Consider the following 23744-nt stretch of genomic DNA (forward strand, 5'->3'; position numbering starts at 1 on the left):
GCATTCGTCGCATCGGATCGCCGCTCTTCCATCCCCCGCCTCAGGCAATCACACCATAAGCAGGCTTCCTGTCCAGACGGTCGCCGTCCCCGGCTACAGAACAATGACAGTGGCTCTCCGGCAATAAGTCGGCGAGCGCAATATCGACGTTCAACCGAAGGCGAACTGAGAGCCGCGCAGGCTTCTGGTCAGCGGATTTCGCCGCAGGATCCATCCCCATGGCTTCCCGGATCTGCCAGTAGACAATCCATTACGGCTCCTTCTTGAACAGGTCCTGGAAGATCAGCGGCCCCCAAACGCGGCCGCGTGCGTGCACCAGCGCGCCGCCCTCGTTGAGCTTTCCCAACTTGACGGGTGCGAAGCCGAGTTGTTTGGCCAGGGCCGCCACGCGAGCGGTCGCGTCCTCGTCCTCACCAGACAGAAAGACGACGCGGTGGCCGCCCGCGACGACCGGGTCGGTCGCCAGGGTGGCGGCACCCAGGTGATTGAACCCCTTGACGAGTTTGGCGCCGGTGAAGGCCTTCGCGACAAAGGCGGAGGACGGCAGACCATCCAGCTCTTCAGGGACCGGAAACGCGTTCGTCGCGTCGATGATCGTCTTGCCTTCCCAACTCGGCAAGGCCTTCGCAACCTCGCGGTGCTCCTCGAACGGGACCGCCAAGAGGATCGTGTCGGCCTTGAGTGCTTCCCGCAGCGACTTGGCAACGACCGTGGGACCGATCGCCCGAGCCTGCGGCTCCAACGCCTCGGGCGGCCGGCGGCTCGCGACGGTCACGTCGATGTTTTTACGGGCGAAGGCGTGGGCGAGGGCCTGGCCTATCCTGCCGAATCCTACAATCGCATAGCTCATGATACGTCTCCGATCCTTGTTGGTATTGATTCCCCGGCCTTCAACGGCGCTGGGTCTTCGTTCCGCAGTGTGGCGACCCGCGCGTAGGCGTCCGGCTGTGAACGACTTCCGCGCGGCCGGGCCGGCCGTCAGCGCAGAAGTCGTTCCACCACGGACGCGCTGGTTGCCGCCGGTCAGCCGCGTCCCGCGATCCAGCGCGAATTCAGATGGCCGAGAAGCCGCCGTCGACGGACAATTCCAGCCCATTCACGAAGCTCGAATCGTCTGACGCCAGAAACAGCGCGACCGCTGCGATTTCCTCGGGACGACCCATCGTTCCCCGCGGGATCAGGGATTCGAACATCTGCTTCGCCTCCTCGGTGAGGACCTGGCTCTGCATCGGTGTGGCGATCGGCCCGGGGTGCAGCACGTTCACCCGGATATTCCTGCCCTTCAGCTCGTTGAGCCACCCGCGTGCGAACGCGTGCAATGTCGCCTTGCTCGCGGCGTAGACGCTGTAGCCGGGGAAGCCTTTCAACGAAGCAACCGACCCGGTCATGAAGATCGATCCCCCATCATTGAACAGCGGCAACGCCTTTTGCACCGTGAACAGCGTGCCGCGCGCATTCAGGCCGAAGGTCGCGTCGAAATGCTGCTCGGTAATCTCGCCCAGCGGGACGGCTTCGCCCGTGCCGGCGCTCGCATACAGGACGTCGATCCTGCCCTTTTCCCGCTTGACCGTATCGAACAGGCGATCGAGGTCGTCGAGATTGGCCGCGTCGCCGCGCACGCCGGTCACGTTCCGGCCGATCAGCCTGACGGCCTCGTCGAGCGCCTCCTGCCTCCGGCCGGTGATGAAGACATAGGCGCCTTCTTCGACGAACCGCTTGGCGCTCGCCAGCGCCATGCCGCTCGATCCACCCGTGATGACTGCAACCTTACCCTCAAGCTTTCCCATGACTTTTCCTTCAGGCTCCATCTTTGACTGATCGGGGAAGTTCCCCGAGAGCCTCGAGATGGGTCTGCCGGGGTCGGGCGTTGAGTGCGGAAGCGCGCAGATCGGTGGTGCGAAATTCATCCGGTCGGGCGACTGACGCCAACCGCGACGATCGGCGCCCGCCGTTCGGAATTGGCACGCGCCTGTCGGCATGGGCTATGATGTCCGCCCGACCGCCAACAATCGAGATGCGGGTCGATATGTTGAATCCGAGCTTTGGAAGGGGCACCGCGCGGTGCCGGATTGCACCATGATCGACTGGGATGACGTTCGCTACTTTCTTGCCGCCGCCCGCGGAGGCTCGGTGCGGGCTGCCGCCAAGCACCTCCGGGTGAATCACTCGACCGTGCTGCGACGCATCGCTCAGCTCGAGGAACGCCTCGGGGCACAGATGTTCGAAAAGCTGCCTTCGGGCTACCGCCTGACGGCGGCGGGCGAGGAGGTCCTCGAGCTCGCGGAACAGATGGAAGCGTCGTCGCACCAGTTGGAGACGCGCGTCTTCGGTCGCGATCAGAGCGCGCGCGGGCTGTTGCGGGTGACGCTTCCGCCGTTCCTCGCCACACATCTGCTCATGCCGGATCTCGCCGACTTCGCGCGTCTCCATCCGGACATCGAGATGGAAATCTCGTCGACCGGCGAGGTAGCGAATCTGACCAACCGAGAGGCCGATGTCGCGATCCGCATCGTCACCGACCGCAAGACCCTGCCGCTCAATCTGCACGGCCTGATGGGACCGGAGCTGTTCAGCGGCGTCTACATCTCTCGTGAACGGCTGGCCGCGCGGCGTGCGGGCGCGCCTGATTCCATCCGGTGGATCGTCATAGACAATCATGGACTCCCGGCCTGGGCCCGCGCGGGAGAGGTTAACGCCACGGGAGTTCCGTTCAGGACCCCGGACGCCGAAACGCAGATCGCCGCCGTGCAGAAAGGGATCGGGATGACGAAACTGCCGTGCTTCGTCGGAGATGCCGACCCTCTCTTGGTGAGAGTGCCGGGCACCGACCTGCCCATGCATGGGACGCTCTGGCTTCTCACGCAGGGGGAGACACGCAAGACGAAGCGTGTGCGGCTCTTCACCGAGTTCGTATCCCGCAGGCTCGCCGCCTACGCTCCGCTTCTCGCGGGGCTGTCTGTATCGGACGACTGACGCCCGGCAGGTCGCCGGCAAAGCTTGCCATCGACAACGGTCTCTAAGCGGACATCCTCAGCGCGACTTGGGTCGGCACCGGAAATCAGACCTCTCATTGGGAGCGTCAGCTTTCAGGCAAGCTCCCAATGTCCGCGTCTCTGACGGGCGAGAGGATCAAGCTCCGGTTGGCCGATGCCGGGCTCCTGGTCAGGCGCGGCCGCGCGAGCCTTCCCTCCGGCTGCCGGCGAATGCGGCGATGTCGGGCGCGAGAAGATCGTGTTTTTCCGCCCATGACGCGAACAAGCCGCGCGCCGTATCCGGCTCGATCTCGCCACGGATCGCCGCCAGGCAGGCCTTCAACGCGAAGCCGTGGACCGGATCACGCCTGCTCGCCGGCCAGTCGGCCAGGAACATATAGGCCTCCATTGCAGAGCCGATCGCCGCCGGGTGCCCGAGCCCGGTCAGGATCACGACCGGCCTCTCGAAATCGTCGGATGTCATCATGCAGCCCTCCCTTGGTTGGGAGCGATTGCCAACATTGCCATAGCCATATCCTCCTGGAAGCAACATGGATCCGGTTTGGTTGATCGCCGCGTCGAGCGCGCTCTCGCTGTCGGCGACTGCCATGATTTTGGGACGCGTTCTCTCCGGATCAAGCCCTCCGAAGCGTCGATTTTACTGGAGCCGGAATTCGCCGCTGACCGCGCTGAGGTCGGCAGGGCCGATCAGACATCGTGGCTAGAGCGCACGTCTTGTCTCAGGTCCGTTCAATCGCGCGGGCGGCCGTTCGAAACTCAGACGCCCTCGCTTGTAGCCCGCGACGGGCTCCGTGATCTCGGCCAGAGCCTCGACTGCCGTCGTGGCATCAAGAATGATCAGGTCGGCGGGATTGCCGGGCGCGATGCCATAGTCGCCGAGCCGCAAGAGCCGGGCCGGAAGCGACGTGACGAGATCGAGGCATGTTTGGAAACGGTCCGGCCCGCATTGCGCGACGTTGGCGTAAAGATTGGCCATACGCAGCAGCGAGGCATCGCCAAACGGCGTGAACGGGTTCAGGACGTTGTTCGTCGCGACCGTGCAGACCACGCCCTGTTCGATGAGCAGATGCACCGGCGTTACTCCACGCGGCCGCGCGTGCGTCACCTCTCTGCCGGTGAGATAGAGATCGGTCGCCGGCAGCACGGTGAGGCCGACGCCGGACCGGGCGAGACGAGAGCCGATGGCGGCCAGCGTCGCGGGCTCCACCATCGAAAGCTTGGTGACATGGCCGATCGCGACGCGGCCGCCCCAGCCATGCCGCTCTGTCTGGCGGCAGATCTCGTCGAGATGCATCCAGCTCGGGTCGAGGTCGAAATCGAGGTGAAAGTCGAGATCGACGTCGAACTCCCGCGCGAGGGCGAAGAGCCTGGCCATCTGCGCCGTCGGATCGGCATCGGTATAGGGGCAGCCGCCGAGCAGGTCGGCGCCGTCGCGCAGGGCCGCGACGAGCAACGCCTCGGTGCCGGGATCGTTGGTCAACCCTTCCTGCGGAAAGACGCAGATCGAAAGATCCAGCGCCCAGGCATAGTCGACCTTCAAGGCCTTGATCGCCGAGAAGCTGCGCAGACCGACGCGCGGATCGACCTCGACATGGGTACGCATGCGAGTCGTGCCCTTGGCGATCGCCTTTTCGATCACGCGCGCGCCGCGCTCGTAGACGTCGGCCTCGGTGAAGTCGCGCTTCATGGCGGCGACCGCAGCGATCGCCTCGGCAAGGCCGCCGCGACTATGCTCGCAGCGACCAAGCAGGCATGCCTTGTCGAGATGGATATGGCTCTCCACGAAACCCGGCATGACCACGCGGCCACCGACGACGACCTCAGGCGCATCGCACGTGATCCGTGGTGCGATGGCTGCGATCCTGCCGGCTCGCACGCCGATATCCTGCGGCTGGCTCTGGCCGGGGATGACGGCCTGGCGGAAGACGAGGTCGAGAGCGCTGTCGGTCGGCATGAATCTGCTTACGGACTGGTATTCAATGGGCAAAAACATGCATGCACTTTATATGCCGAACCGCCGGCATCATGGGCGGAGGATGGACGTCCAGAACGACAGCGCCGAGCGCATCCTGCAGCAGCGCGGCACGTCGCCCAATCCGCTATTCCGCGGCGTCGAGGCGGCGCTTGCGGCCCGGCCCGCCGGCCGGCGCGGGAGTCATGTCGGCATAAGGGGCAAGGATATCCATGATGTCGCGCCCACGCGGCTTCGCCTGCGCCACCAGAGCCCGCTCCGCGACGGAATCGAGATGATGGTGCATCAGGCTCGCAACCTTCTCGCCATCGCCCGCTTCGAGCGCATCGATCAACAGACGGTGTTCATTGATCGCGCATTCGGATGAATGCGGCCGACTGAACAGCGACAGGGTCAGGCAGCAACGATAGGCGATCTCGCTGACATAGCGGATCAGGACCGGGCTCTCCGTCATCGTCGCGAGCAGAACGTGGAACTCGGTGGCAAGCCGGATCGAGACCGCGTCCGGCCCGCCACGCGCCGCATCCTCCGCGTCGACATGGCCGCGAAGGGTTGCGAGCTGGGCCTTGCTCAGCCGCCCGGCAAGCTGGCGCACCACGAGCCGCTCCAGCTCGATCCTGATGTCAAATGTATCGCGCGCTTCCTGCCAGCTCGGCGTAGCCACCACGGCGATGCGGTTACGACGCAACTCGACCAGGCCTTCGGCCGCGAGCTGCCCGAGCGCATGGCGCGCGATTGTGCGGCTGACGCCAAAACGTTCGCCAAGCGCATCCTCGGGCAGCTTGGCGCCAGGCTCCAGCGCCTGCTCGATAATCGCGCGACGCAACGCACGGCAGATCGTCCCGACCTTGTCTGACGAGCCGTTCTCGCCCCTGTCACGCGCCATCGCCGGTCATCCGTTTCGACGGCCCGTCTTAGCGCTTAGCCGGCCCGCTTCGCAATGCATGCGGTGCGGAACTTCGCGCCACCAGGCGCTGGGGCACGGCGTGGGAGCGCCTCGACGGCAACCGGCCTACGGCCAGTTGCCCATCGGATACAGAATGGCATTGCAATTGCATGCACTTTCTTATGAGCCAAGCCCATACGAAATTCGCGATCGTCAAGGGCGCGCCGCCCGAGCCTGCTTCGCCGACACGCGCGGCGCTGGCGGTCGAGTTGTCGCAGACCTCCGTGACCTTCGGCAGTGGAGCAAGCGCCGTGCCGGCGCTCTCCGAGACGACGATGCGCATTCCCGACGGCGAGTTCGTCGCGCTTGTCGGACCGTCCGGCTGCGGCAAGTCGACGATCCTGCGGCTGGTCAGCGGCCTGGTGCAGCCGAGCACCGGCGCCGTCATCGTCGGCGGGCGCGAGATCGCGGCGAAGGCGCTCAGGATCGGCATGGCCTTCCAGAACCCGACCATGCTGCCTTGGCTGACGATCGAACAGAACGTCATGTTGCCGCTCAAGATCGTCCAGCCTTTTCGCTCGCGTTTCCGGCAGGAAAAACGCGGCGGCTTCCGCGACAAGGTGCATGGGCTGCTCGCCCAGGTCGGGCTCAGTGGATTTGCCGGCAAATATCCCTGGCAGCTCTCCGGCGGAATGCTCCAGCGCGCCAATCTCTGCCGGGCGCTGATTCACGAGCCGCGCATGCTGCTGCTCGACGAGCCCTTCGGCGCGCTCGACCAGTTCACCCGCGAGGAGCTTTGGGCGATCCTGCAGGAGCTCTGGCTGGCGCATCGCCCGACCGTGCTGCTGGTGACGCACGACCTCCGCGAGGCCGGCTTCCTGGCGAGCCGGATCTGCGTGATGAGCGCCCGGCCCGGCCGCATCCTCGACGACAGCCCTGTCGAATTCGCGCGGCCGCGCAGCATCGCCATGACCTTCGAGCCGGATTTCGTGGCGCTGAACCAGCGCCTGCGCGAGCTGATCGTCGATGCCCGCGCAGTCCAGACAGCAGGGAGCGCCTGACATGTCCATCAATCTGACGCGGAGGTTCTGGGCGGCCGGGCTGATCCTGCTGTTCTTCGTCGGCTGGGAGCTGTTCTGCGTCATCTCCGGCATGTCGGACCTGATCCTGCCGCGGCCGAGCCAGGTCTTCGCGACGCTGGTGCAGCGTTTCCCGGTCCTGTGGCCGCATATCCTCCAAACACTCGCGACGACGATGCTCGGCTTCGTCCTCGGCGTGGCGCTCGGCGTCGTGCTCGGCGCGATCATCGGCGTCTCGCGCACGGCCTATGACACCGCTTACCCGCTGCTGATCGGCTTCTCGTCGATCCCGAAGGTCGCGGTGGTGCCGATCTTCGTGCTCTGGTTCGGCTCGGGCACGGTGCCCGCCGTGCTGACCTCGCTCTCGATCTGCTTCTTTCCGATCGTCGTGAACATCGCCACCGGCCTCGCCACCACCGAGCCCGAGATGGAGGACGTGCTGAAGGCGCTCGGCGCCAGCAAGTTCGACATCCTGTGGAATGTCGGTCTGCCGCGCACGATGCCGTTCTTCTTCGCCTCGCTGAAGGTCGCCATCACCTATGCCTTCGTCGGCACGGTGCTGGCGGAGACCGTCGCCTCCAATCGCGGCATCGGCAACGTGATGATGACCGCATCCTCCAACTTCAACGTGCCGCTGGTCTTCGCCGGGCTGTTCATCCTCGCGGGGCTCGGCGTCGCGCTCTACGTCGCCTTCTCGCTGATCGAGATGCGCGTCACCGGCTGGGCCACCCGCAAGAACGATTTCGCCGCCGCCTGACCACTTCACGAGGGGAGAACAATCATGCTGAAGACGTTCGCTGCGACGCTGCTCACCGGCCTCGCCTTCGCCAGCTCCGTGCTGGCGCAGGAGACCACGGTCAAGTTCACGCTCGGCTGGAAAACGCAGGGCTCCGATGCCGCCTTCTTCGTCGCCCGCGACAAGGGCTACTACAAGGCCGAGGGACTGAACGTCGTGATCGACCAGGGCGAGGGCTCGGGCGCGACCGTGACCCGCATCATGGGCGGCGCCTATGATGCCGGATTCGGCGATGTCAACGCCATCATCCAGAACGCCGCCGCCAAGCCGGGGGAGAATCCGGTCATGGTCTACATGATCTGGAACCGCCCGCCCTTCGCCATCTCGAGCAAGAAGGCGACCGGGATCACCAAGCCGGCCGATCTCGAAGGCAAGACGCTCGGCGGGTCGCAGGGTACGCCGACGACGCGTCTGCTCGAGGTCTTTGCGCGCAAGAACAATGTCGACATGGCCAAGGTCAAGCTGTCGAACATGGCGCCGAACCTGCAGGAGCCGCTGCTGATCAAGGGCGACATCGACGGCGCCCTGATCTTCAACATCACAAGCTATTTCAACCTCGTGCTCAATCGCCAGGACCCCGACAAGGACTTCAACTGGCTGATGTTCGGCGACTACGGGCTCGACCTCTACTCGAACGGCCTGATGGTCTCGCAGAAGCTGATCAAGGAGAACCCGAAGGCGGTTGCCGGCCTCGTGCGCGCCACCAACAAGGCGATGATCGAGATCGCCAAGGATCAGGCACTCGGCATGAAGAGTGTGATGAACTTCGACAACCTCGTCGACGAGAAGGTCGAGAAGCGCCGGTTGCAATACTCGTTCAGCGAGCTGATCGTCTCGCCGGAGATGAAGGAGATCGGCATCGGCGACACCAAGGATGACCGCATGGCACGCGCCATCGGCATCATCGTGGAAGGCTACCAGCTCGCGCGCACGCCGAAGCCGGAAGAGATCTTCTCGCGCCAGTTCCTGCCGCCGAAGAGCGAGCGCGAGCTGGTCTACACGGCGAACTGATCCGGCGGAGCAAACGCCATGACCGAAGCGACCTTCGCGACGAGCCTGTTCGACGGAAGCGAGCTCGTCGCGAACGCTTCGCTTCACCATCAGGACGGCGTGATCGACGCCGTCCTGGTCGATCAGCCTGCGATCTCCGGCCCGCGCCGGCTGGTCATCCCGGCGCTCGTCAACGCGCACGACCATGCGCGGCCGAGCATGACGTCCTTCGGCGCGGCCAACCTGCCGCTCGAAACCTGGATTTTGCGCTCGGCCCTCGGAACGCCGCCCGATCCCTATCTCGCCGCCGCGGTCTCGCTGGCCCGCAGCGCCCGCTCGGGCTGCGGTGCGATGATGGTCCACTACACCCGTCCGAGCGGCACGATGCCGATCGTCGCGGAAGCCCGGCAGATCGCCAAAGCCGCGGCGGATGTCGGCATCCGCATCGCCTTCGCACTGGCCGTGCGCGACCAGAACCCGCTCGTCTATGGCGAGAGCGCCGCCGTGCTCGATGCCTTGCCAGCCGAGGCGCGACAGCCGGTCGAGGATCTCTTCGTCAGGCCGCCCACGCGGCCCTCGGACTATCTCGATCTGATCGACGAGATCGATGCCGCGATCGCAGGCCCGCTGGTCGATGTCCAGTTCGGTCCGGCCGGCGTGCAATGGTGCTCGCCCGCGCTGCTCGAAGCCATCGCCGAGCGCTCGGCCACGACCGGACGGCGCGTGCACATGCACATGCTGGAGACGATCTACCAGCGCGCCTGGGCCGACCGGACCTTCCCGGGCGGGATCATGCGCTACCTCAAGGAGATCGGGCTGCTCTCCGAGCGCCTGACGCTCGCCCATTGCGTCCATGCACGGCCGGACGAGCTCGACATGATCGCCGAATCCGGCGCGACGATTGTCACGAATTTCAGCTCGAACCTGCACCTGCATTCGGGCCTCGGGCCGATCGCGGAGGCCCATCGGCGCGGCTGCGCCATTGCGGTGGGCGTCGACGGTGCGGCCCTGGACGAGGATGACGATGCCATCCGCGAGATGCGCCTCGTCCAGCTCGCTCATGACGGGCTCGGCTTCAGGCGCAACTGGAGTCGTGCCGAATTCCTCGGGCTCGCCATTCGCAATGGCCGACGGGCAACCGGAGCGCCGGGCTCCGGCGAGCTCGTCGCGAGCGCTCAGGCCGATTTCACGGTGATCGACCTGGACCATCTCGATCGCGACGCGATCATGCCTGTCGACCCCCTCGACCTGCTATTCGCCCGCGGCAACATCCATTGCGTGCGCGATGTCGTGGTCGCCGGACGCTGTATCGTTCGCGATGGTGAACCAACCGGCATAGATTTCACGGCGCTTCAGGCGGAACTCCGGCAAATGTTTCGGAGCCATTTGCCGGGTTTCCGAAAGATGCAAGCAGCTTGGCCGGCCCTGGCCGACGCGACGGCTCATTGGTTCGAGCATGTGGGCTGCGGCTGTTAGCACCGGCATCGCCCTGTCCGGGCGGTGACCGTCTTGCCGCATCGGCTGATCCTGCGGAACCTCGGTTGCGTCAGGCGCAGGCCTTACATGCCGGCTTGGGGCTTCGTGCCGCGGCGCGGGGCCGTAGATTTCCAGGCCGGCCGTCAGCGGGCGAAGCCGATCTTTGGCAATTTGGACGGAGAGCAAGCATGTCCCTCGACCCTGCCCTGCGCGACAGGATTCTCGCTGCCGTCGATGAGGGCTTCGACGAACAGGTTCGCTACACGCAGGATCTCGTCCGCTTCGCCTCGACGCGCGGGCAGGAGCATACCGTCCAGGATTTCGTCTTCCGGGCGATGAAGGACCGCGGCTTCACCATGGAACGCTTCGCGATGGACCGGGAGGCGATTGCGGCCCATCCGGGCGGTGCGCCCTTCTCCGACAGCCATTCCGAGGCTCCGATCGTCGTCGGCATCCATCGTCCGCGCGAAGAGCGGGGACGCTCGCTCATCCTCCAGGCCCATGTCGACGTGGTTCCGGCCGGGCCGCGCGACCAATGGACCCACGCCCCGTTCGACCCGGTGATCGAAGGCGACTGGATGTATGGCCGTGGCAGCGCCGACATGAAGGCCGGGGCCGGAGCGAACCTGGCCTGCCTCGACGCGCTCAGGCGCATTGGCCTGCAGCCGGCGGCGACGGTCTATGTCGAATCGGTGGTCGAGGAGGAATCGACCGGCAACGGCGCGCTGATGACCCATCTGCGGGGCTACCGCGCCGATGCGGCCCTTATCCCCGAACCGGAGCAGGAGATGCTCGCCCGCGCCAATATCGGCGTGCTCTGGTTTCAGTTTGAGGTGCGCGGCGTGCCGGCCCATGTCCGCGAGATGGGGACTGGCGCGAACGCCATCGACGCCGCCTATCGCGTCGTTGCCGCGCTGCGGAAACTGGAGGAAGAATTCAACGCCGAAAAGGCGGGTCGCCCGCATTTTGAGGACGAGCCGCACCCGATCAACCTCAACATCGGCAAGATCGAGGGCGGCGACTGGGCTTCCTCCGTGCCGTGCTGGTGCCGCGTCGACTGCCGCGTCGGGCTCTATCCAGGCGTGACCGCGGAGGAGACGGCCCGGCGTATCGAGGACTGCATCCGTGCCGTATCCCGTACCGATGCCTTCCTCGCCAACAATCCCCCCAGGGTGACCTTCAACGGCTTCTGGGCCCAGGGCTACGTGCTCGAGCCGGGCAGCGAGGCCGAGGCCGTTCTCGGCCGGGCGCATGAGGCCGCCATCGGCAAGCCGCTGAAATCCTTCATGACGGCAGCCTATCTCGATGCCCGGGTCCATGCGCTCTACGACCGGATTCCGGCGCTCTGCTACGGCCCTTCGGGTGAAGGCATCCACGCTTTCGACGAGCGGGTGAGCCTCGCCTCGGTCAAGCGCATCACCGGCGCCATGGCGCTGTTCGTGGCGGAATGGTGCGGCGTCGAGGCCTTGAAAGACTGAGTGGCTCTCAGGCCGCTGTCACATGCACGGGCGGCCGCCTGCCCTCGTTCCAGCGACCTCCCAGCGCGCGCTCGATCTGCGCCGCGAGCTGCAGCAGCAGGCCGTCGCCGGCCTGCCGTGCCTGCGCCTGGATGCCGAAGGGCAAACCGCTCTCCTGCCGGCCCATCGGCATCGAGAGCCCCGGTATGCCGCAGAGATTCGACAGCGGCGTATAGGCGAAGAACTTCCAGAGATGGCCGAACCAGTCGAGCACATCGGGATTGTCGCTGATGGTGAGGTATTCGTTGGCGCCGATCTTGGGCGTCGGCAGCGCCGTGATCGGGGTCAGGATGATGTCCCATTCCTCGAAGAAGGCGCCGAAGGCCCGCGCCGTGCTGTTGAACACCGCCTGCATCCGGTAGCGCTCGGCATAGGACATATCCTTGCCCGCCTCCCAGATGCGAATGTTCATCGGCTCGATCAGCCCCTCCGGGGGGCGTTGCAGGCCGCGCGTCTCCAGAAGGCCGGCGATGACCTGTGCGAAGTTGCTGATGTAGCAGGTGGTCTGCGCGGCGAAGGCGGCGCGCAGATCGGCCTCCGGCAGGGCCCAGTCGACATGATGGCCGAGTCCTTCAAGGAAGCGCCCAGCCTTCTCCAGTTCGGCGACGATGGCCGGCGTGGCGCGATAGTCGCCCCATTCATGCGAGAGGGCGATGCGCAGGCGGCCCGGATCGCGCTTGATTAGCTGCGTATAGGGCTCGGGCGTGGTCCAGTAGGGCATGAACTCGCCTGGTGCGCCGCCGCGACAGGCGTCGACGAAAGCGGCGGTGTCGCGCACCGAGCGGCTCTGGCAGCCTTGCGTCGAGACAAAGCCGGAGATGTCCGAAAGGCTGGGCGCAATCGAGAACACGCCGCGCGAAGCCTTCAGCCCGATATTGCCGTTGAAGCCGGCCGGGATGCGGATCGAGCCTCCGCCGTCGGTCGCATGTGAGAGCGGCACGGCGCCGGCTGCCACCATCGCCGCCGTCCCGGCCGAAGAGCCGCAAGTGGTGTAGTCCGTGTCCCAGGGATTGCGGGTGACGTAGACCGCCGGGTTCTCGGCCGAGCTGCACACGCCGAATTCGGGCGTGGTGGTCCGGCCCATCAGGTTGAGGCCCGCCTTGCGCATGCGCGCTGTCAGCCAGGCATCGGCCGCCGGACGGTTGCCGCGCATGAAGAGCGAGCCCTGTTCCTGCAGCCTGCCCTTCAGTGTGGGACCCAGATCCTTCATCAGGAAGGGCACCCCGGCGAAAGGGCCGCCAGGGTCCAACCCGTCGCTCAGCGGATCGGCGACCACATCCTCGAAGACCTCCACCACGGCGCTGAGCAAAGGATTCGTCTTCGCGATGCCCGCGGCCGCCTGCCGCGCCAGCTCAGCCGGCGTCAGCTCGCCGCTGCGCACCCGCTCGGCGAGGCCGACTGCGTCGTGGGAGGCCCATTCCTCCCAGCTCATCGCCAGGGTCATGACGTCGTCTCCAGCTTGTCGCCGAATATCCGCTTCAGGCCTCGCCGGTGGCGAAGTCGCGGCCGGGCGCGGCCTCGATCAGGCTACGCGTATAGGGGTGGGCGGGGGCGGCGAAAACATCGGCCGTGCGGCCCTGCTCGACCACCAGCCCCTTCTCCATCACCACCAGCCGGTCGCAGATCTGCGCGGCGACCCTGAGGTCGTGGGTGATGAACAGGATGGCGAGGTCGAAGCGCTTCTGCACATCGTCGAGCAAGGCGAGCACCTGCTTCTGCACGGAGACGTCGAGCGCCGAGACCGCCTCGTCCGCGATCAGGATTTCCGGCTCCATGGCGAGTGCACGGGCAATCGCGATGCGCTGGCGCTGGCCGCCGGAGAACTGGTGCGGATAGCGCGAGAGCGCGGAGGGCTGCAGACCGACGAGCTCCATCAGTTCGCGGGCGCGTGCCAGCGCCTTCGCCCGCGGCTGCCCGAAATTCACGGGGCCTTCGATGATGGATTCGCTCACGGTAAGGCGCGGATTGAGCGAGCGGAACGGATCCTGAAAAACCACCTGGATCTTGCGCCGGTAAGGTCTCAGGCGCCGTTCGGAAAGCCCGGCGATGTCGATGTCGGGGACGAGGATCTGGCCCTCGCTTGGCGGCATCAGCCGGGCGACGCAGCGCGCGACCGTGGTCTTGCCCGAGCCGGATTCCCCGACGATGCCGACCGTCTCGCCGCGCCGGACCCGGATGCCGACATCGGCGGCGGCCCGGACGACGCGTTCCTTCTTGAACAATCCGCGCGAGCGGTAGGTTTTGCCGAGGCCGGCCGTCTCGAGGGCGATCGGCCCTGTCGGCTCCGGGCGCTGCGCCGGTTTCAGGACCGGCACGGAGGCGATCAGCATGCGGGTGTAGGGATGCTGGGGGGCGCGCAACACCTGCGCCGTCGGCCCCTGCTCGACGACGCGCCCCTTCTCCATCACCACGACGCGGTCGGCGATCTCGGAGACGACGCCGAAATCATGGGTGATGAACAGCACGCCCGTGCCGCGCCGCTCCTGCATTTCCTTGATGAGCTTGAGGATCTGCGCCTGCGTCGTGACGTCGAGGGCCGTCGTCGGCTCGTCGGCGATCAGCAGGGCGGGGTCGAGGATCAGCGCGGCGGCGATCATCACGCGCTGGCGCTGCCCGCCCGAAAGCTGGTGCGGGTAGGAGGCGTGCATGCGCTCGGGCTCGGGCAGGCGCATCGCCTCCAGCATGGCGAGGACCTTCGCGCGCCGCGCCGGCTGGTCGAGATCGGTATGGATGCGCAGCACCTCCTCGATCTGGTCGCCGATGGTGAGCACCGGGTTGAGCGCGGTCATCGGCTCCTGGAAGATCATGGCCATGCGGTCGCCCCGCAGCGCGCGCAGGCGCTGCGGCGTGGCGGCGAGCAGGTCCTCGCCCTCCAGCCGGATCGACCCCGCTACGGGCTTCAACACTTTGGCCAACAGGCCCATCACCGAGAAGGCGGTGACGGATTTGCCCGAGCCGGATTCGCCGACGACGCAGACGATCTCGCCCTTGCCGACGGCGAGCGAAACGCCCTCCACCGCATGGTTGCGGTCGCCGCCGCCGGGCAAGGCGATGGTGAGGCTCGAGACCTCGAGGACGGGGGATGCCTCGTTGCTCATCGGCCGGCCATCTTCGGATCGAGCGTGTCGCGCAGGCCATCGCCGAGGATGTTCACGGCGAGCACCGTCAGCCCCAGGAAGATGCCGGGATAGAGGATGTTGTGCGGGAAGACCCGGAAGAGGTTGCGCCCCTCGGCCATGATGTTGCCCCAGCTCGGAGTCTCCGGCGGGATGCCGACGCCGAGGAAGGACAAGATGGCCTCGACGAGGATGGCGGAGGCGGCGATGAAGGTGCCCTGCACGATCAGCGGCGCGGTGGTGTTGGGCAGGATGTGGCGGATCATCAACTTGGGCACACGCGTGCCGGCCATGATCGCCGCCTCGACATAGGGCTCCTCGCGAACCGAGAGCACGATCGAGCGCACGAGCCGCACCACGCGCGGGATCTCCGGCACGATGATCGCGATGATGACCGCCGTCAGCCCGGCCCGGAACAGAGAGACGACCGCGATGGCGAGCAGGATGCCCGGTATCGCCATCAGCCCGTCCATCACGCGCATGATCGGACCATCAAGGATGCGCACATAGCCGGCAACGAGGCCGATGACGAGGCCGATCGCGATGCTCGCCAGCGCCACTGCGATCGAGATCGCCAGCGAGATCCGGGCGCCGTAGACGACGCGGCTGTAGACGTCCCGCCCGAGCGAATCGGTGCCCATCCGGTAGGTGAAGGTCGAGGTCGCGCCGTCATCGGCGCGGATGGTGCGCTCGAAGCCCGGCTTCTTGTTGCGCGCGACGGGATCGATCGCGGTCGGATCGACAGTCCCGAGCTGCGGCGCCAGCAGGGCGATCAGTGTCATCACCACCAGGACGATGCCTCCGATCAGTACGGAAACATTGGTCAGTAGCCGGCGCAGGATGCTCCGCCCGGAGGGAGCGGGCTCGTCGGCGACCGGGGCCAGCAGGGTCGGCTCGGCGCTCAATAGCGGATCCTCGGGTCGAACAGGCTGTAGGTCAGGTCGATCAGCAGGTTGATCCCGACATAGATGCCGGAGAACAGAAGGATGACGGCCTGGATGGTGGGATAGTCGCGCGCCAGCACGGCATCGACGGTCAGCCGGCCGAGACCGGGGATGGCGAAGACGCTCTCCGTCACCACGACCCCGCCGATCAGCAGCGCGATGCCGATGCCGACCACGGTGACGATCGGCACGGCCGCGTTCTTCAGCGCGTGGCGGAACAGGATCTTGCGCTCGACCTGCCCCTTGGCGCGGGCGGTGCGGATATAGTCCTCGTTCAGCACCTCGAGCACGCTCGCCCGCGTCATGCGCGCGATCAGCGCGATGTAGATCACCGAGAGCGTCAGCGCCGGCAGCACGAGCCGCTGCAGATAACCACCGAACCCGGCCGAGATCGGCTGGTAGCCCTGCACCGGGAACCAGCCCAGCGTGATCGCGAAGAGATAGATCAGCAGGTAGCCGATCACGAAGACCGGTATCGAGAAGCCGAGCACCGAGAAACCCATCACGATGCGGTCGATCCAGGAGCCGTGCTTGTAGGCGGCGAGCACGCCCAGCGGGATCGCGACGCAGATCGCGATCAGGATGGTCGCGAAAGCAAGCGACAGCGTCGGCTCGATGCGCCCAAGGATCAGCTCGGAGATCGGCTTCTTGAAGAAGAAGGATTCGCCGAGATTGCCCGAGAGCAAATTCTTCGCCCAGATCGTGAACTGGGCGAGGATCGGCTGGTCGAGCCCGAGCCGGTTGCGCACCAGCGCGATCTGCTCCGAGCTGGCGTTGTCGCCGGCGATGACCGCTGCCGGGTCGCCCGGCGTCAGCCGCAGCATCAGGAAGACCAGCACGGCGACGATCACGAGGACCGGGATCGCCGCCAGCAGGCGCCTCAGAATGTAGCCGAGCATCAGGACGGCTTCCCGGAAAGGAGCAAGCGCATCCGGCTCACTTCTTCTCGACGTTCCAGAAGACCGGCGCCGGCGCCGTCAGGATGCCGGTGATGTTCTTCCGGGCCGCGATCGGCACGTTGTACTGGCCGAGATGGACATGGGTCACCACCTCGCGCCAGCGGACCTGCACGGCTTCCGCAATCGCCTTCTGCTTCGCCGGATCGGGCTCGCGGGCGAAGTCGTCGCGCAGCTTCTCCATCTCCGCATCGCAGGGCCAGCCGAAGGCGGCCTTGTCGCAGCTCGCATTGAAGAAGCCGGCCATGACGGGGTTCAGGATGTCGGCCGAGACCCAGGAGGTCTGCATCAGGTTCCAGCCGCCCTTGTCGATCGGATCCTTGCGGACGCGTCGCGAGACCACCGTCTGCCAGTCCGAGGACTGCATGTCGACCTTGAAGCCGCCCTTCTCGAGCAGTTGCTTGGCGACCGGGCCGAGATTGGTCAGCGACTGCAGGTCGGTCGAATGCAGAAGCACCACCGGCTTGCCATCATAGCCGGCCTCCTTCAGGAGCTCCTGCGATTTCTTGAAGTTCGATTGGAGCAACCCGTCCATGCCCTTTTCGGAGGCGAGCGGCGAGCCGCAGACGAACATCGCCTTGCAGACCTGGTAGTAGTCGGGATTGCCGACGGTCGCTTCGAGGAAGTCCTTCTGGTTCAGCGCATAGGTCACGGCCTGGCGCACCTTCGGATTGTCGAAGGGCGGCTGCGTGTGGTTGAAGCGCATCGTGTACTGCAGCCCGAGCGGGTTGTAGTTCCACAGCTTGATGTTGCTGTCGTCCTTGAGCAGCGGGATCAGGTCGAAGGCGGGCTGCTCGACCATGTCGATCTCGCCCGCCAGCAGCGCATTGACCGCCTGCTGCTGGTCGCTGACCGCAAGCCATTCGACGCGGTCGACATGGACGACCTTGCCGCCGGCCAGGCCGGATGCCGGCTCGGAGCGCGGTTTGTAGTCCTTGAACTTGGTGTAGACGATCTTGTCGCCGGGCTTCCACTCATCCTGCTTCAGGACGAAGGGGCCGGAACCGATGAACTCGGAGATCTGCGTGTTGGGATCGGTGTCCGCGACGCGCTTGGGCATCATGAACGGCACGTTTGAGGACGGCTTGCCGAGGCCGAAGATCAACAGGCCGGTCGGCGATTTCAGCTTGACCGTGAAGCTCTTGGCGTCGTCGGCGGTGATCGAGTCGACGAAGGTCATCAGCTTCTGGCCGACCGGGTCCTTGGCCGACCAGCGCTTGATCGAAGCGATGCAGTCCTCTGCCATGACAGGCTTGCCGTCATGCCAGAGCAGGCCGTCGCGCAGGGTGAACTTGTAGGTCAGCTTGTCCGGCGACTCCGTGAAGGTCTCGACCATCTGCGGCTTGATCTCACCCTTCTCGTCCATCGAGAACAGGGTGTCGTAGATCATGTAGCCGTGGTTGCGGACGATATAGGCGGTGGTCCAGATCGGATCGACGATCTTCACGTCCGAATGCATGACGACCTTCATGGTCGTCTGGGCCTGCGCCATGCTGCTGCCGGCCAGCAGCGCTGCCCCCACGGCAACCATTTTCCAACGCGACATCATAAGGCTGATCTCCCCTCTGGCCGTTTGCCCGGCCGGCTTTGCCGATCGTGATGTGCAGGTCGCAAGTGCCGGTATTTCGTCTTCTTTTGCCTTTTGTCCGCCTTGCCGTTCCGCCTTATGCAGGCGCCATGCCACGATGCGAAAGGCTCCCCCGTCGAAGCGCCCTGTCAATCGTTCAGGGCGCGAGTCGCGCCAGCAGCCCCGCCATCAACCTGATCCGTCGTGGCAGGCTCTCGATCTCGATATGCTCTTCCAGCGTGTGATAACCGGCCCCCAGCAGGCCGAGCCCGTCGAGGGAGGGGATGCCGGCCGCACCGGTGAAATTGGCGTCGGAGCCCCCGCCGGCCGAGGCGTGGCCGAGCTCCCAGCCCAGTTCGCCGGCGATCTCGCGGGCGAGGCCGTAGAGCGCCAGGGTTCCCGCATCCGGCTCCCAAACCGGGCGGGTCACGCCGCGCGTCACGGTGAAGCCGGTGCCGTCCTCCTCGCGGCGGGTGAGAGCGAGCATGCGCTCGACGCCACGGTCGAGATCGGCCTGCCGTTTTGCCATGCTCAGGGCTTCGGCCTTGCAGAGGGTCGGCACGCAGTTGACCCAGCGCCCGCCCTCGATGACGCCGACGGAGAAGGTGCAATCCTCACCGGTCATCTCCTCGATGGCCAAGAGCTGGCGCGCCATCATGTTGATGGCCGAGCGCCCGTCCTTGAGGCGGGAGCCGGCATGGCTCGGCCGGCCCTCGGCCCGCAGATTGAAGCGAGCGATGGCGTAGCGGCCGGTGACGACGCCGTCGCCCGGCTGGCCCGGCTCCGGCACCAGCACGAAGCGGTCGCGGCGGGTCTGCTCCATGATGATGTCGCGCGTACCCGGGCTGCCGATTTCCTCGTCGCTGGTGTAGAGCACGCTGACCGGCAGCGGCGTCTCGATACCGGCCTTCGCCAGCGCGACGATGGCCTGCAGCGCGGCATAGGCGCCGCCCTTCATGTCGAGAATGCCGGGGCCGTAGCAGCGCGAGCCCTCGCGCCGGAAGGGCAGCGTCTCGAGCGTCCCGACCGGATGCACGGTATCGAGATGCGACATCACCAGGATGCCGGGCTCCCCACGCCGCGGATGTGGAAAGTCGCCGCGCACGCAGTCGCCGAGGCCGGGCGGTCCGGGGATGCGGGTGATCATGGCGCCCGCCGCCGCCGTCTCGGCCGCTGCGAGGTCCATCATGCGGTTGACGGCGGCGGGATCGAAGGTCGGGCTCTCGCACTCGATCCAGGGCTTGAGCCCTGCGAGCAGGACCTCGCTGTCGAGCGGCAGGGTGCGGAGATCCATCGCCGCCCGCCTCAAGCCGCCGCCCGCGTCTCGACGATGCGCGCCAACAGGCTCGCCCCGACCGGCAGGATGCCGTCGTCGAGCACATAGGCGGGGTTGTGCACCGGCACGTCCCCGGCATGGCCGACCCAGGCATAGGCACCGGGCACCACGCGCAGCATGTCGGCGAAATCCTCGCTGCCCATCATCGCCTTCGGCTCGGTCAGCACGTTCGCGCCGCCGACGATCTCGGTGGCGACCTCCGCCATCGCCTGCGCCGGGGCATCGTGATTGACCAGCACGTTGAAGATGTTGCGGATGTCGACCTCGATCGTCATGCCGAAGGTCGCCGCCGTGCCGGCCGCGATCTCGCGCATGCGGCGGCGCACCAGCTCGCCCGTCTCCTCCGAGAAGGTACGGATCGTGCCGGCCAGCACCGCCTCCTCCGGAATGACGTTGTAGGCCGAGCCGGCATGGACCTGGGTGATCGAGAGCACGGCGGCCTCGCGCGGGTCGGCATTGCGGCTGACAATGGTCTGCAGCGCTGCGGCCAGGCTCATGGCCGCCATGACAGGATCGCGCCCCATATGCGGCATGGCCCCGTGGCTACCCTTGCCGGTGACCTTGATATCGAAGAAATCCGCGCCGGCCATGGCGGGACCGGGGAAGACCGAGATCTGGCCGGGCTCGAGATTGGGTGCGTTGTGCAACCCGTAGATCTCGTCGCAGGGGAAGCGTTCGAACAGCTTTTCCGCGATCATCCGGCGCGCGCCGCCGAGCCCTTCCTCCGCCGGCTGGAAGACGAAGATCGCGGTGCCCTTGAAGCCCCGGTTCTCCGCAAGGTAGCGCGCGGCACCGAGCAGCATGGTGGTGTGCCCGTCATGGCCACAGGCGTGCATCTTGCCAGCCACGATCGAACGCCAGGGCAAATTGGTGGTCTCCTGGATCGGCAGCGCGTCCATATCGGCCCGCAACCCGATGCGTCGGCCCGGCCCGGCCTGGCCGTGCAGCACGCCGACGACGCCGGTCGTGCCGATGCCGGTATGGACCTCGATGCCCATCTCCCTCAGCTTGTCGGCGACGATGCCGGCGGTACGGACCTCCTCGAAGCCGATCTCGGGATGGGCGTGGAGATCGCGGCGGATCGCCGTGAGCTCATCCTTGAAGGCGTCGATCTGCGGCAGAACGGGCATAGGAACTCCAGGCGATGAAAGGCTGATGCGAGGGCGGACGTGCTCAGGCGAACGGCCTGCCGAGCGGCGATGTGCGCAAGCCCTGGCGCAGCCGGCGCCATGGCAGGACCGCCGGATCGACCGGCATCGGGCCGGGTGCCGCGCAGACGAGGATCGTCTCGGCGATCGGCTCGAAATCGGCGCGGAAATGCACCGAGCTCTTGTTGACGAGAATCGCCTGCTCCTCCGGTTCGATGCCCACCTGCCGATACATCGCCCGGTCGGCCAGCTGCGCTTTGCGCGAGCCGACGACGATGCGCACCCCGCCGATGCGCAGGCAGGCGCTCGGCCCCAGATTTATGCGCGAGCCGCCATAGAACGGGCCCGGCGCGACGAAGCGGCCGTCGGACAGCTTCTCCACGGTGAAGCTCGCCACGAGCGGGGCGTCGCCGGGAATGCGGGACTTCGCGCCAAGCGCGAGCGTGACGATCGCGCCCTCGCCCGCCTCATGGGCAGCGGCGGCGGCCTCGGGGTCGACGATGACGCCAATTGCGGCGCGCTCGGCGTCGTTGCGCACGAGGGCCGCTGCCATGCCCATCGTGTCGGAATCGCCCCCGGCGCCGGGATTGTCCTGCGTATCGGAGATCACAATCGGCTTCGTCGCGCTCGCTGCGAGCCGCATCGCCTCGCGCACCCCGGCATCGGGTTCGAAGACCTTGCCCTTGAAGGCGGCCTCGCTCGCCATCACCCGCCGGGCGACCGTGTCGGCCGCCGCGTCGGCCTCGGCCTGCGTCGTGCCATAGGCGACGACGGTCGGCCCGCAATCCGGAAAGTCGGCGGCCGGGAAACCGGGCAGGAAGGAGAGGCTCGGCACCGTCTCGCCTTCCAGCGCGGCAAGCTCGGCATAGATCGTGCGGCAAGGTTCCATCGCCGTTGCCTGCCAGGCAATGGGAATGAGATAGGGAATTTGCCGGAAGGCCTTGGTTGGACGCCTCTTGGTGCCGAGCAGGCCGGCGAGGGCCTGCGCGGCACGGGCACCTGTCAGGGCCATGTCGACATGCGGATAGGTGCGGTAGGCGACGAGCATGTCGGCGGCCTCGACCATCAGCGGGGTGACGTTGCCGTGCAGGTCGAGGCTCGCGACCAGCGGCACGTCCGGTCCGATCACCGCCCGCACCCGGCGCAGCAGCTCGCCCTCGCCATCGTCGAAATTCTCGCTCACCATCGCGCCATGCAGGTCGAGATAGACGCCGTCGATCGGCAGCGTCGCGCGAATCCGCTCCACCAGCTCGCCTGCAATCGTCTCGAAGGCCCCGGCCGTGACATGGGCCGAAGGGCTGGCGGCACACCATAGCGTCGGCACGGCTTCCCAGCCCTTCTCGCGGGCCACGTCGAGAAAGCCGGAGGCGCCAACATTGACGTTGGTCACGGCCGCGAAGATCGCCTCGCCCCGCGCCAGCGGCGGCCAGCCTCCGCCTTGCTGGAAGGCGTCCATCCCCGCCTTGCTCGGCGCGAAGGTATTGGTTTCATGCAGGAAACCGCCGAAGGCGATGCGGCTGGACATCGAAGGCTCCGATCGAGAAGAGCCGAGGTAAACACGCCACGTCGCGCCGACCAAGTGAGAATTTTCACCGCGGCTGCCCGGATATTGAGCTTTCAATCGCGAAATTCGCACAGGGTCGGCTTCAGGCCCAACTCCTCCCGCTGTGCCCCGTCCCGTCCGAGTGTTCAATTCCGGGGCGCAGCATGCGCCACGGGTCAGATACGCACCGATCGTCGACACCGTCCTCGGCGGCGGCCGATATGCCCGGGTCTCTCGTATCCAGGGCGGCCGCTGCCTCCAGCGCGTCTAACGCTGCAGCCCGATGCTCTTGAATGAGGCCTGGCGGGGCATCGGTAAGCTCGTGCGTCAGGCGACAGCGAGCGTCGTCGCGCGAGGTGGCGCCCCCGCCGGTGCGCTCGCCGCATCGAGGCGCGCAATCTGCTCCGCTGAGAGCTTCAGCGCCGCCGCGCCCAGATTACTCTCCAACTGCCCGAGCGAACGCGGGCCGATGATCGGCACGGCGCCGTGTGTCATGGCCCAGGCGATGGCGACGCGATCGGGACTGGCGCTGGCCTCTTCGGCGACCTGCAGTACGGCGTCGACGGTGGCTGAGCGTTGCGGCGTGTTCTCTGCCTGAAAGACGCGGCCACCAAATCCTTCGGCGCGCCCTGTCTCACCCTTGCGATATTTGCCGGTCAGCACGCCGCCGCCCAGAGGCGACCACGTCACAGCGGCGATTCCCAAGGCGTGACAGGCGGGGAACAGATCGGCCTCGGGTTCGCGATGGACGAGGCTGTGCTCGAACTGCGCGGCAGCAATTGGCACGGCTCGCGTCAGCTCAGTCAGCGTCGCCGCGCGTACCAGCCGCCAGGCGGGGAAGTTGGAGAGACCGGCGTAGAGAATCTTGCCGGCGCGCGCGAGATCGTCGAGGCCGCGCACGATCTCTTCCATGGGCGTCAGGCCATCGGGATGATGCACCCAGTAGAGGTCGATCCGATCGGTCTTCAGGCGCCGCAGGCTCGCCTCGACCGAGGCGATCATGGCCTTGCGGCTGTTGCCCTTCACCAGCCGGTTGGCGTCCGGCGAGGCGCCATTGCTAAACTTGGTGGCGAGGACGAAATCCTCGCGCCGCCCCTCCAGCGCCTTGCCCAATATCTCTTCCGACTGGCCGAACTGATAGACGTCGGCCGTGTCGATGAAATTGCCGCCTGCCGCAGCGTAGGCGTCCAGAATGGCCACCGCCGTTTCAGGATCGGCGCCATACCCCCAGCCGGTGCCGAAATTGCCGGTGCCAAGCGCGAGTCTGGAAAGCTGAAGGCCGGTACGGCCGAACGTCATATGGTCCATCTGATATGTCCTTGTGGGCGGTGCTGGCGGTCAGGCGGCCAGGAACACCCTGGCCTTCGTCAGGAAGGCGTCGTGATGCTGGAAGATGCCGCCATGCCCGGCGTCGGCGAAAAGGAC

Annotated in this window: 20 protein-coding genes; 6 read left to right on the forward strand and 14 right to left on the reverse strand. The window is 66.4% G+C overall.

What is annotated here, in order from left to right:
- Positions 1-250: 250 nt before the first annotated feature.
- Both GGC47_RS11575 and GGC47_RS11580 read right to left on the reverse strand, forming a co-directional pair.
- Positions 251-850: an NADPH-dependent F420 reductase gene (locus GGC47_RS11575; RefSeq protein ID WP_142022152.1), complete on the reverse strand. Its 600-nt coding sequence runs from the start codon at positions 848-850 to the stop codon at positions 251-253.
- Between the two features lie 202 nt (positions 851-1052).
- Positions 1053-1787 (reverse strand): SDR family NAD(P)-dependent oxidoreductase, encoded by a 735-nt coding sequence (locus tag GGC47_RS11580; RefSeq protein WP_142022153.1) that lies wholly within the window; start codon positions 1785-1787, stop codon positions 1053-1055.
- A gap of 289 nt (positions 1788-2076) precedes the next feature.
- Between GGC47_RS11580 and GGC47_RS11585 the strand changes: the two genes are divergently transcribed.
- A complete protein-coding gene (locus GGC47_RS11585) occupies positions 2077-2973 on the forward strand; it encodes a LysR family transcriptional regulator (protein WP_142022154.1) in 897 nt (298 codons plus the stop codon).
- Positions 2974-3162: 189 nt separating this feature from the next.
- Here the strand turns inward: GGC47_RS11585 and GGC47_RS11590 are convergent, their stop codons facing one another.
- From GGC47_RS11590 to GGC47_RS11600, 3 genes are all read right to left on the reverse strand, one after another.
- Positions 3163-3582 carry a DUF982 domain-containing protein gene (locus GGC47_RS11590; protein WP_370954646.1) on the reverse strand — a complete coding sequence of 140 codons (420 nt, stop codon included), beginning with the start codon at positions 3580-3582 and terminating at the stop codon, positions 3163-3165.
- 111 nt (positions 3583-3693) lie between these two features.
- Positions 3694-4947 (reverse strand): amidohydrolase family protein, encoded by a 1254-nt coding sequence (locus tag GGC47_RS11595; RefSeq protein ID WP_142022155.1) that lies wholly within the window; start codon positions 4945-4947, stop codon positions 3694-3696.
- A 145-nt stretch (positions 4948-5092) separates the two neighbouring features.
- Entirely contained in the window at positions 5093-5851 is a 759-nt protein-coding gene (locus GGC47_RS11600) for a GntR family transcriptional regulator (protein ID WP_112763681.1), read from the reverse strand.
- Between the two features lie 182 nt (positions 5852-6033).
- Between GGC47_RS11600 and GGC47_RS11605 the strand changes: the two genes are divergently transcribed.
- From GGC47_RS11605 to GGC47_RS11625, 5 genes are all read left to right on the forward strand, one after another.
- Positions 6034-6912 (forward strand): ABC transporter ATP-binding protein, encoded by an 879-nt coding sequence (locus GGC47_RS11605; protein ID WP_142022156.1) that lies wholly within the window; start codon positions 6034-6036, stop codon positions 6910-6912.
- 1 nt (position 6913) lies between these two features.
- Positions 6914-7687 (forward strand): ABC transporter permease, encoded by a 774-nt coding sequence (locus tag GGC47_RS11610; protein ID WP_142022157.1) that lies wholly within the window; start codon positions 6914-6916, stop codon positions 7685-7687.
- A 24-nt stretch (positions 7688-7711) separates the two neighbouring features.
- A complete protein-coding gene (locus GGC47_RS11615; protein WP_142022158.1) occupies positions 7712-8737 on the forward strand; it encodes an ABC transporter substrate-binding protein in 1026 nt (341 codons plus the stop codon).
- An 18-nt stretch (positions 8738-8755) separates the two neighbouring features.
- Entirely contained in the window at positions 8756-10192 is a 1437-nt protein-coding gene (locus GGC47_RS11620) for an amidohydrolase family protein (RefSeq protein ID WP_142022159.1), read from the forward strand.
- Between the two features lie 188 nt (positions 10193-10380).
- On the forward strand, positions 10381-11670 hold the full coding sequence (locus tag GGC47_RS11625; RefSeq protein ID WP_142022160.1) for an ArgE/DapE family deacylase: 1290 nt from the start codon (positions 10381-10383) through the stop codon (positions 11668-11670).
- Positions 11671-11677: 7 nt separating this feature from the next.
- Here GGC47_RS11625 and GGC47_RS11630 read toward each other — a convergent pair whose 3' ends face one another.
- The 9 genes from GGC47_RS11630 to GGC47_RS11670 all read right to left on the reverse strand — a co-directional run bounded on the left by GGC47_RS11630 (position 11678) and on the right by GGC47_RS11670 (position 23627).
- Positions 11678-13153 (reverse strand): amidase, encoded by a 1476-nt coding sequence (locus tag GGC47_RS11630; RefSeq protein ID WP_142022161.1) that lies wholly within the window; start codon positions 13151-13153, stop codon positions 11678-11680.
- 34 nt (positions 13154-13187) lie between these two features.
- Positions 13188-14807: an ABC transporter ATP-binding protein gene (locus tag GGC47_RS11635; RefSeq protein WP_142022162.1), complete on the reverse strand. Its 1620-nt coding sequence runs from the start codon at positions 14805-14807 to the stop codon at positions 13188-13190.
- Positions 14804-15730: an ABC transporter permease gene (locus tag GGC47_RS11640; RefSeq protein WP_142022163.1), complete on the reverse strand. Its 927-nt coding sequence runs from the start codon at positions 15728-15730 to the stop codon at positions 14804-14806. The genes GGC47_RS11635 and GGC47_RS11640 overlap by 4 nt, the downstream gene beginning before the upstream one ends.
- Positions 15727-16668, reverse strand: coding sequence for an ABC transporter permease (locus GGC47_RS11645; RefSeq protein WP_038363440.1), 942 nt, complete (start codon positions 16666-16668; stop codon positions 15727-15729). The genes GGC47_RS11640 and GGC47_RS11645 overlap by 4 nt, the downstream gene beginning before the upstream one ends.
- 37 nt (positions 16669-16705) lie before the next feature.
- Positions 16706-18271, reverse strand: a complete 1566-nt coding sequence (locus GGC47_RS11650) for an ABC transporter substrate-binding protein (RefSeq protein ID WP_429068101.1) — start codon at positions 18269-18271, stop codon at positions 16706-16708.
- A gap of 178 nt (positions 18272-18449) precedes the next feature.
- Positions 18450-19586, reverse strand: a complete 1137-nt coding sequence (locus GGC47_RS11655) for a M20/M25/M40 family metallo-hydrolase (RefSeq protein ID WP_113252965.1) — start codon at positions 19584-19586, stop codon at positions 18450-18452.
- A gap of 11 nt (positions 19587-19597) precedes the next feature.
- On the reverse strand, positions 19598-20758 hold the full coding sequence (locus tag GGC47_RS11660) for a M20 aminoacylase family protein (RefSeq protein WP_142022165.1): 1161 nt from the start codon (positions 20756-20758) through the stop codon (positions 19598-19600).
- A gap of 43 nt (positions 20759-20801) precedes the next feature.
- Entirely contained in the window at positions 20802-22301 is a 1500-nt protein-coding gene (locus tag GGC47_RS11665) for a M81 family metallopeptidase (protein WP_142022166.1), read from the reverse strand.
- 345 nt (positions 22302-22646) lie between these two features.
- Positions 22647-23627: an aldo/keto reductase gene (locus GGC47_RS11670; RefSeq protein ID WP_038363430.1), complete on the reverse strand. Its 981-nt coding sequence runs from the start codon at positions 23625-23627 to the stop codon at positions 22647-22649.
- Positions 23628-23744 lie beyond the last annotated feature (117 nt).

Source organism: Allobosea sp. OAE752 (assembly GCF_050433265.1).
Taxonomy (GTDB): Bacteria; Pseudomonadota; Alphaproteobacteria; order Rhizobiales; family Beijerinckiaceae; genus Allobosea; species Allobosea spartocytisi.

Excerpts from the sequence above, each read along its gene's own strand:
- GGC47_RS11575 (WP_142022152.1), bottom strand. The coding sequence starts at position 850 with ATGAGCTATGCGATTGTAGGATTCGGCAGGATAGGCCAGGCCCTCGCC.
- GGC47_RS11580 (WP_142022153.1), bottom strand. The coding sequence starts at position 1,787 with ATGGGAAAGCTTGAGGGTAAGGTTGCAGTCATCACGGGTGGATCGAGC.
- GGC47_RS11585 (WP_142022154.1), top strand. The coding sequence starts at position 2,077 with ATGATCGACTGGGATGACGTTCGCTACTTTCTTGCCGCCGCCCGCGGA.
- GGC47_RS11590 (WP_370954646.1), bottom strand. The coding sequence starts at position 3,582 with ATGGCAGTCGCCGACAGCGAGAGCGCGCTCGACGCGGCGATCAACCAA.
- GGC47_RS11595 (WP_142022155.1), bottom strand. The coding sequence starts at position 4,947 with ATGCCGACCGACAGCGCTCTCGACCTCGTCTTCCGCCAGGCCGTCATC.
- GGC47_RS11600 (WP_112763681.1), bottom strand. The coding sequence starts at position 5,851 with ATGGCGCGTGACAGGGGCGAGAACGGCTCGTCAGACAAGGTCGGGACG.
- GGC47_RS11605 (WP_142022156.1), top strand. The coding sequence starts at position 6,034 with ATGAGCCAAGCCCATACGAAATTCGCGATCGTCAAGGGCGCGCCGCCC.
- GGC47_RS11610 (WP_142022157.1), top strand. The coding sequence starts at position 6,914 with ATGTCCATCAATCTGACGCGGAGGTTCTGGGCGGCCGGGCTGATCCTG.
- GGC47_RS11615 (WP_142022158.1), top strand. The coding sequence starts at position 7,712 with ATGCTGAAGACGTTCGCTGCGACGCTGCTCACCGGCCTCGCCTTCGCC.
- GGC47_RS11620 (WP_142022159.1), top strand. The coding sequence starts at position 8,756 with ATGACCGAAGCGACCTTCGCGACGAGCCTGTTCGACGGAAGCGAGCTC.
- GGC47_RS11625 (WP_142022160.1), top strand. The coding sequence starts at position 10,381 with ATGTCCCTCGACCCTGCCCTGCGCGACAGGATTCTCGCTGCCGTCGAT.
- GGC47_RS11630 (WP_142022161.1), bottom strand. The coding sequence starts at position 13,153 with ATGACCCTGGCGATGAGCTGGGAGGAATGGGCCTCCCACGACGCAGTC.
- GGC47_RS11635 (WP_142022162.1), bottom strand. The coding sequence starts at position 14,807 with ATGAGCAACGAGGCATCCCCCGTCCTCGAGGTCTCGAGCCTCACCATC.
- GGC47_RS11645 (WP_038363440.1), bottom strand. The coding sequence starts at position 16,668 with ATGCTCGGCTACATTCTGAGGCGCCTGCTGGCGGCGATCCCGGTCCTC.
- GGC47_RS11650 (WP_429068101.1), bottom strand. The coding sequence starts at position 18,271 with ATGTCGCGTTGGAAAATGGTTGCCGTGGGGGCAGCGCTGCTGGCCGGC.
- GGC47_RS11655 (WP_113252965.1), bottom strand. The coding sequence starts at position 19,586 with ATGGATCTCCGCACCCTGCCGCTCGACAGCGAGGTCCTGCTCGCAGGG.
- GGC47_RS11660 (WP_142022165.1), bottom strand. The coding sequence starts at position 20,758 with ATGCCCGTTCTGCCGCAGATCGACGCCTTCAAGGATGAGCTCACGGCG.
- GGC47_RS11665 (WP_142022166.1), bottom strand. The coding sequence starts at position 22,301 with ATGTCCAGCCGCATCGCCTTCGGCGGTTTCCTGCATGAAACCAATACC.
- GGC47_RS11670 (WP_038363430.1), bottom strand. The coding sequence starts at position 23,627 with ATGGACCATATGACGTTCGGCCGTACCGGCCTTCAGCTTTCCAGACTC.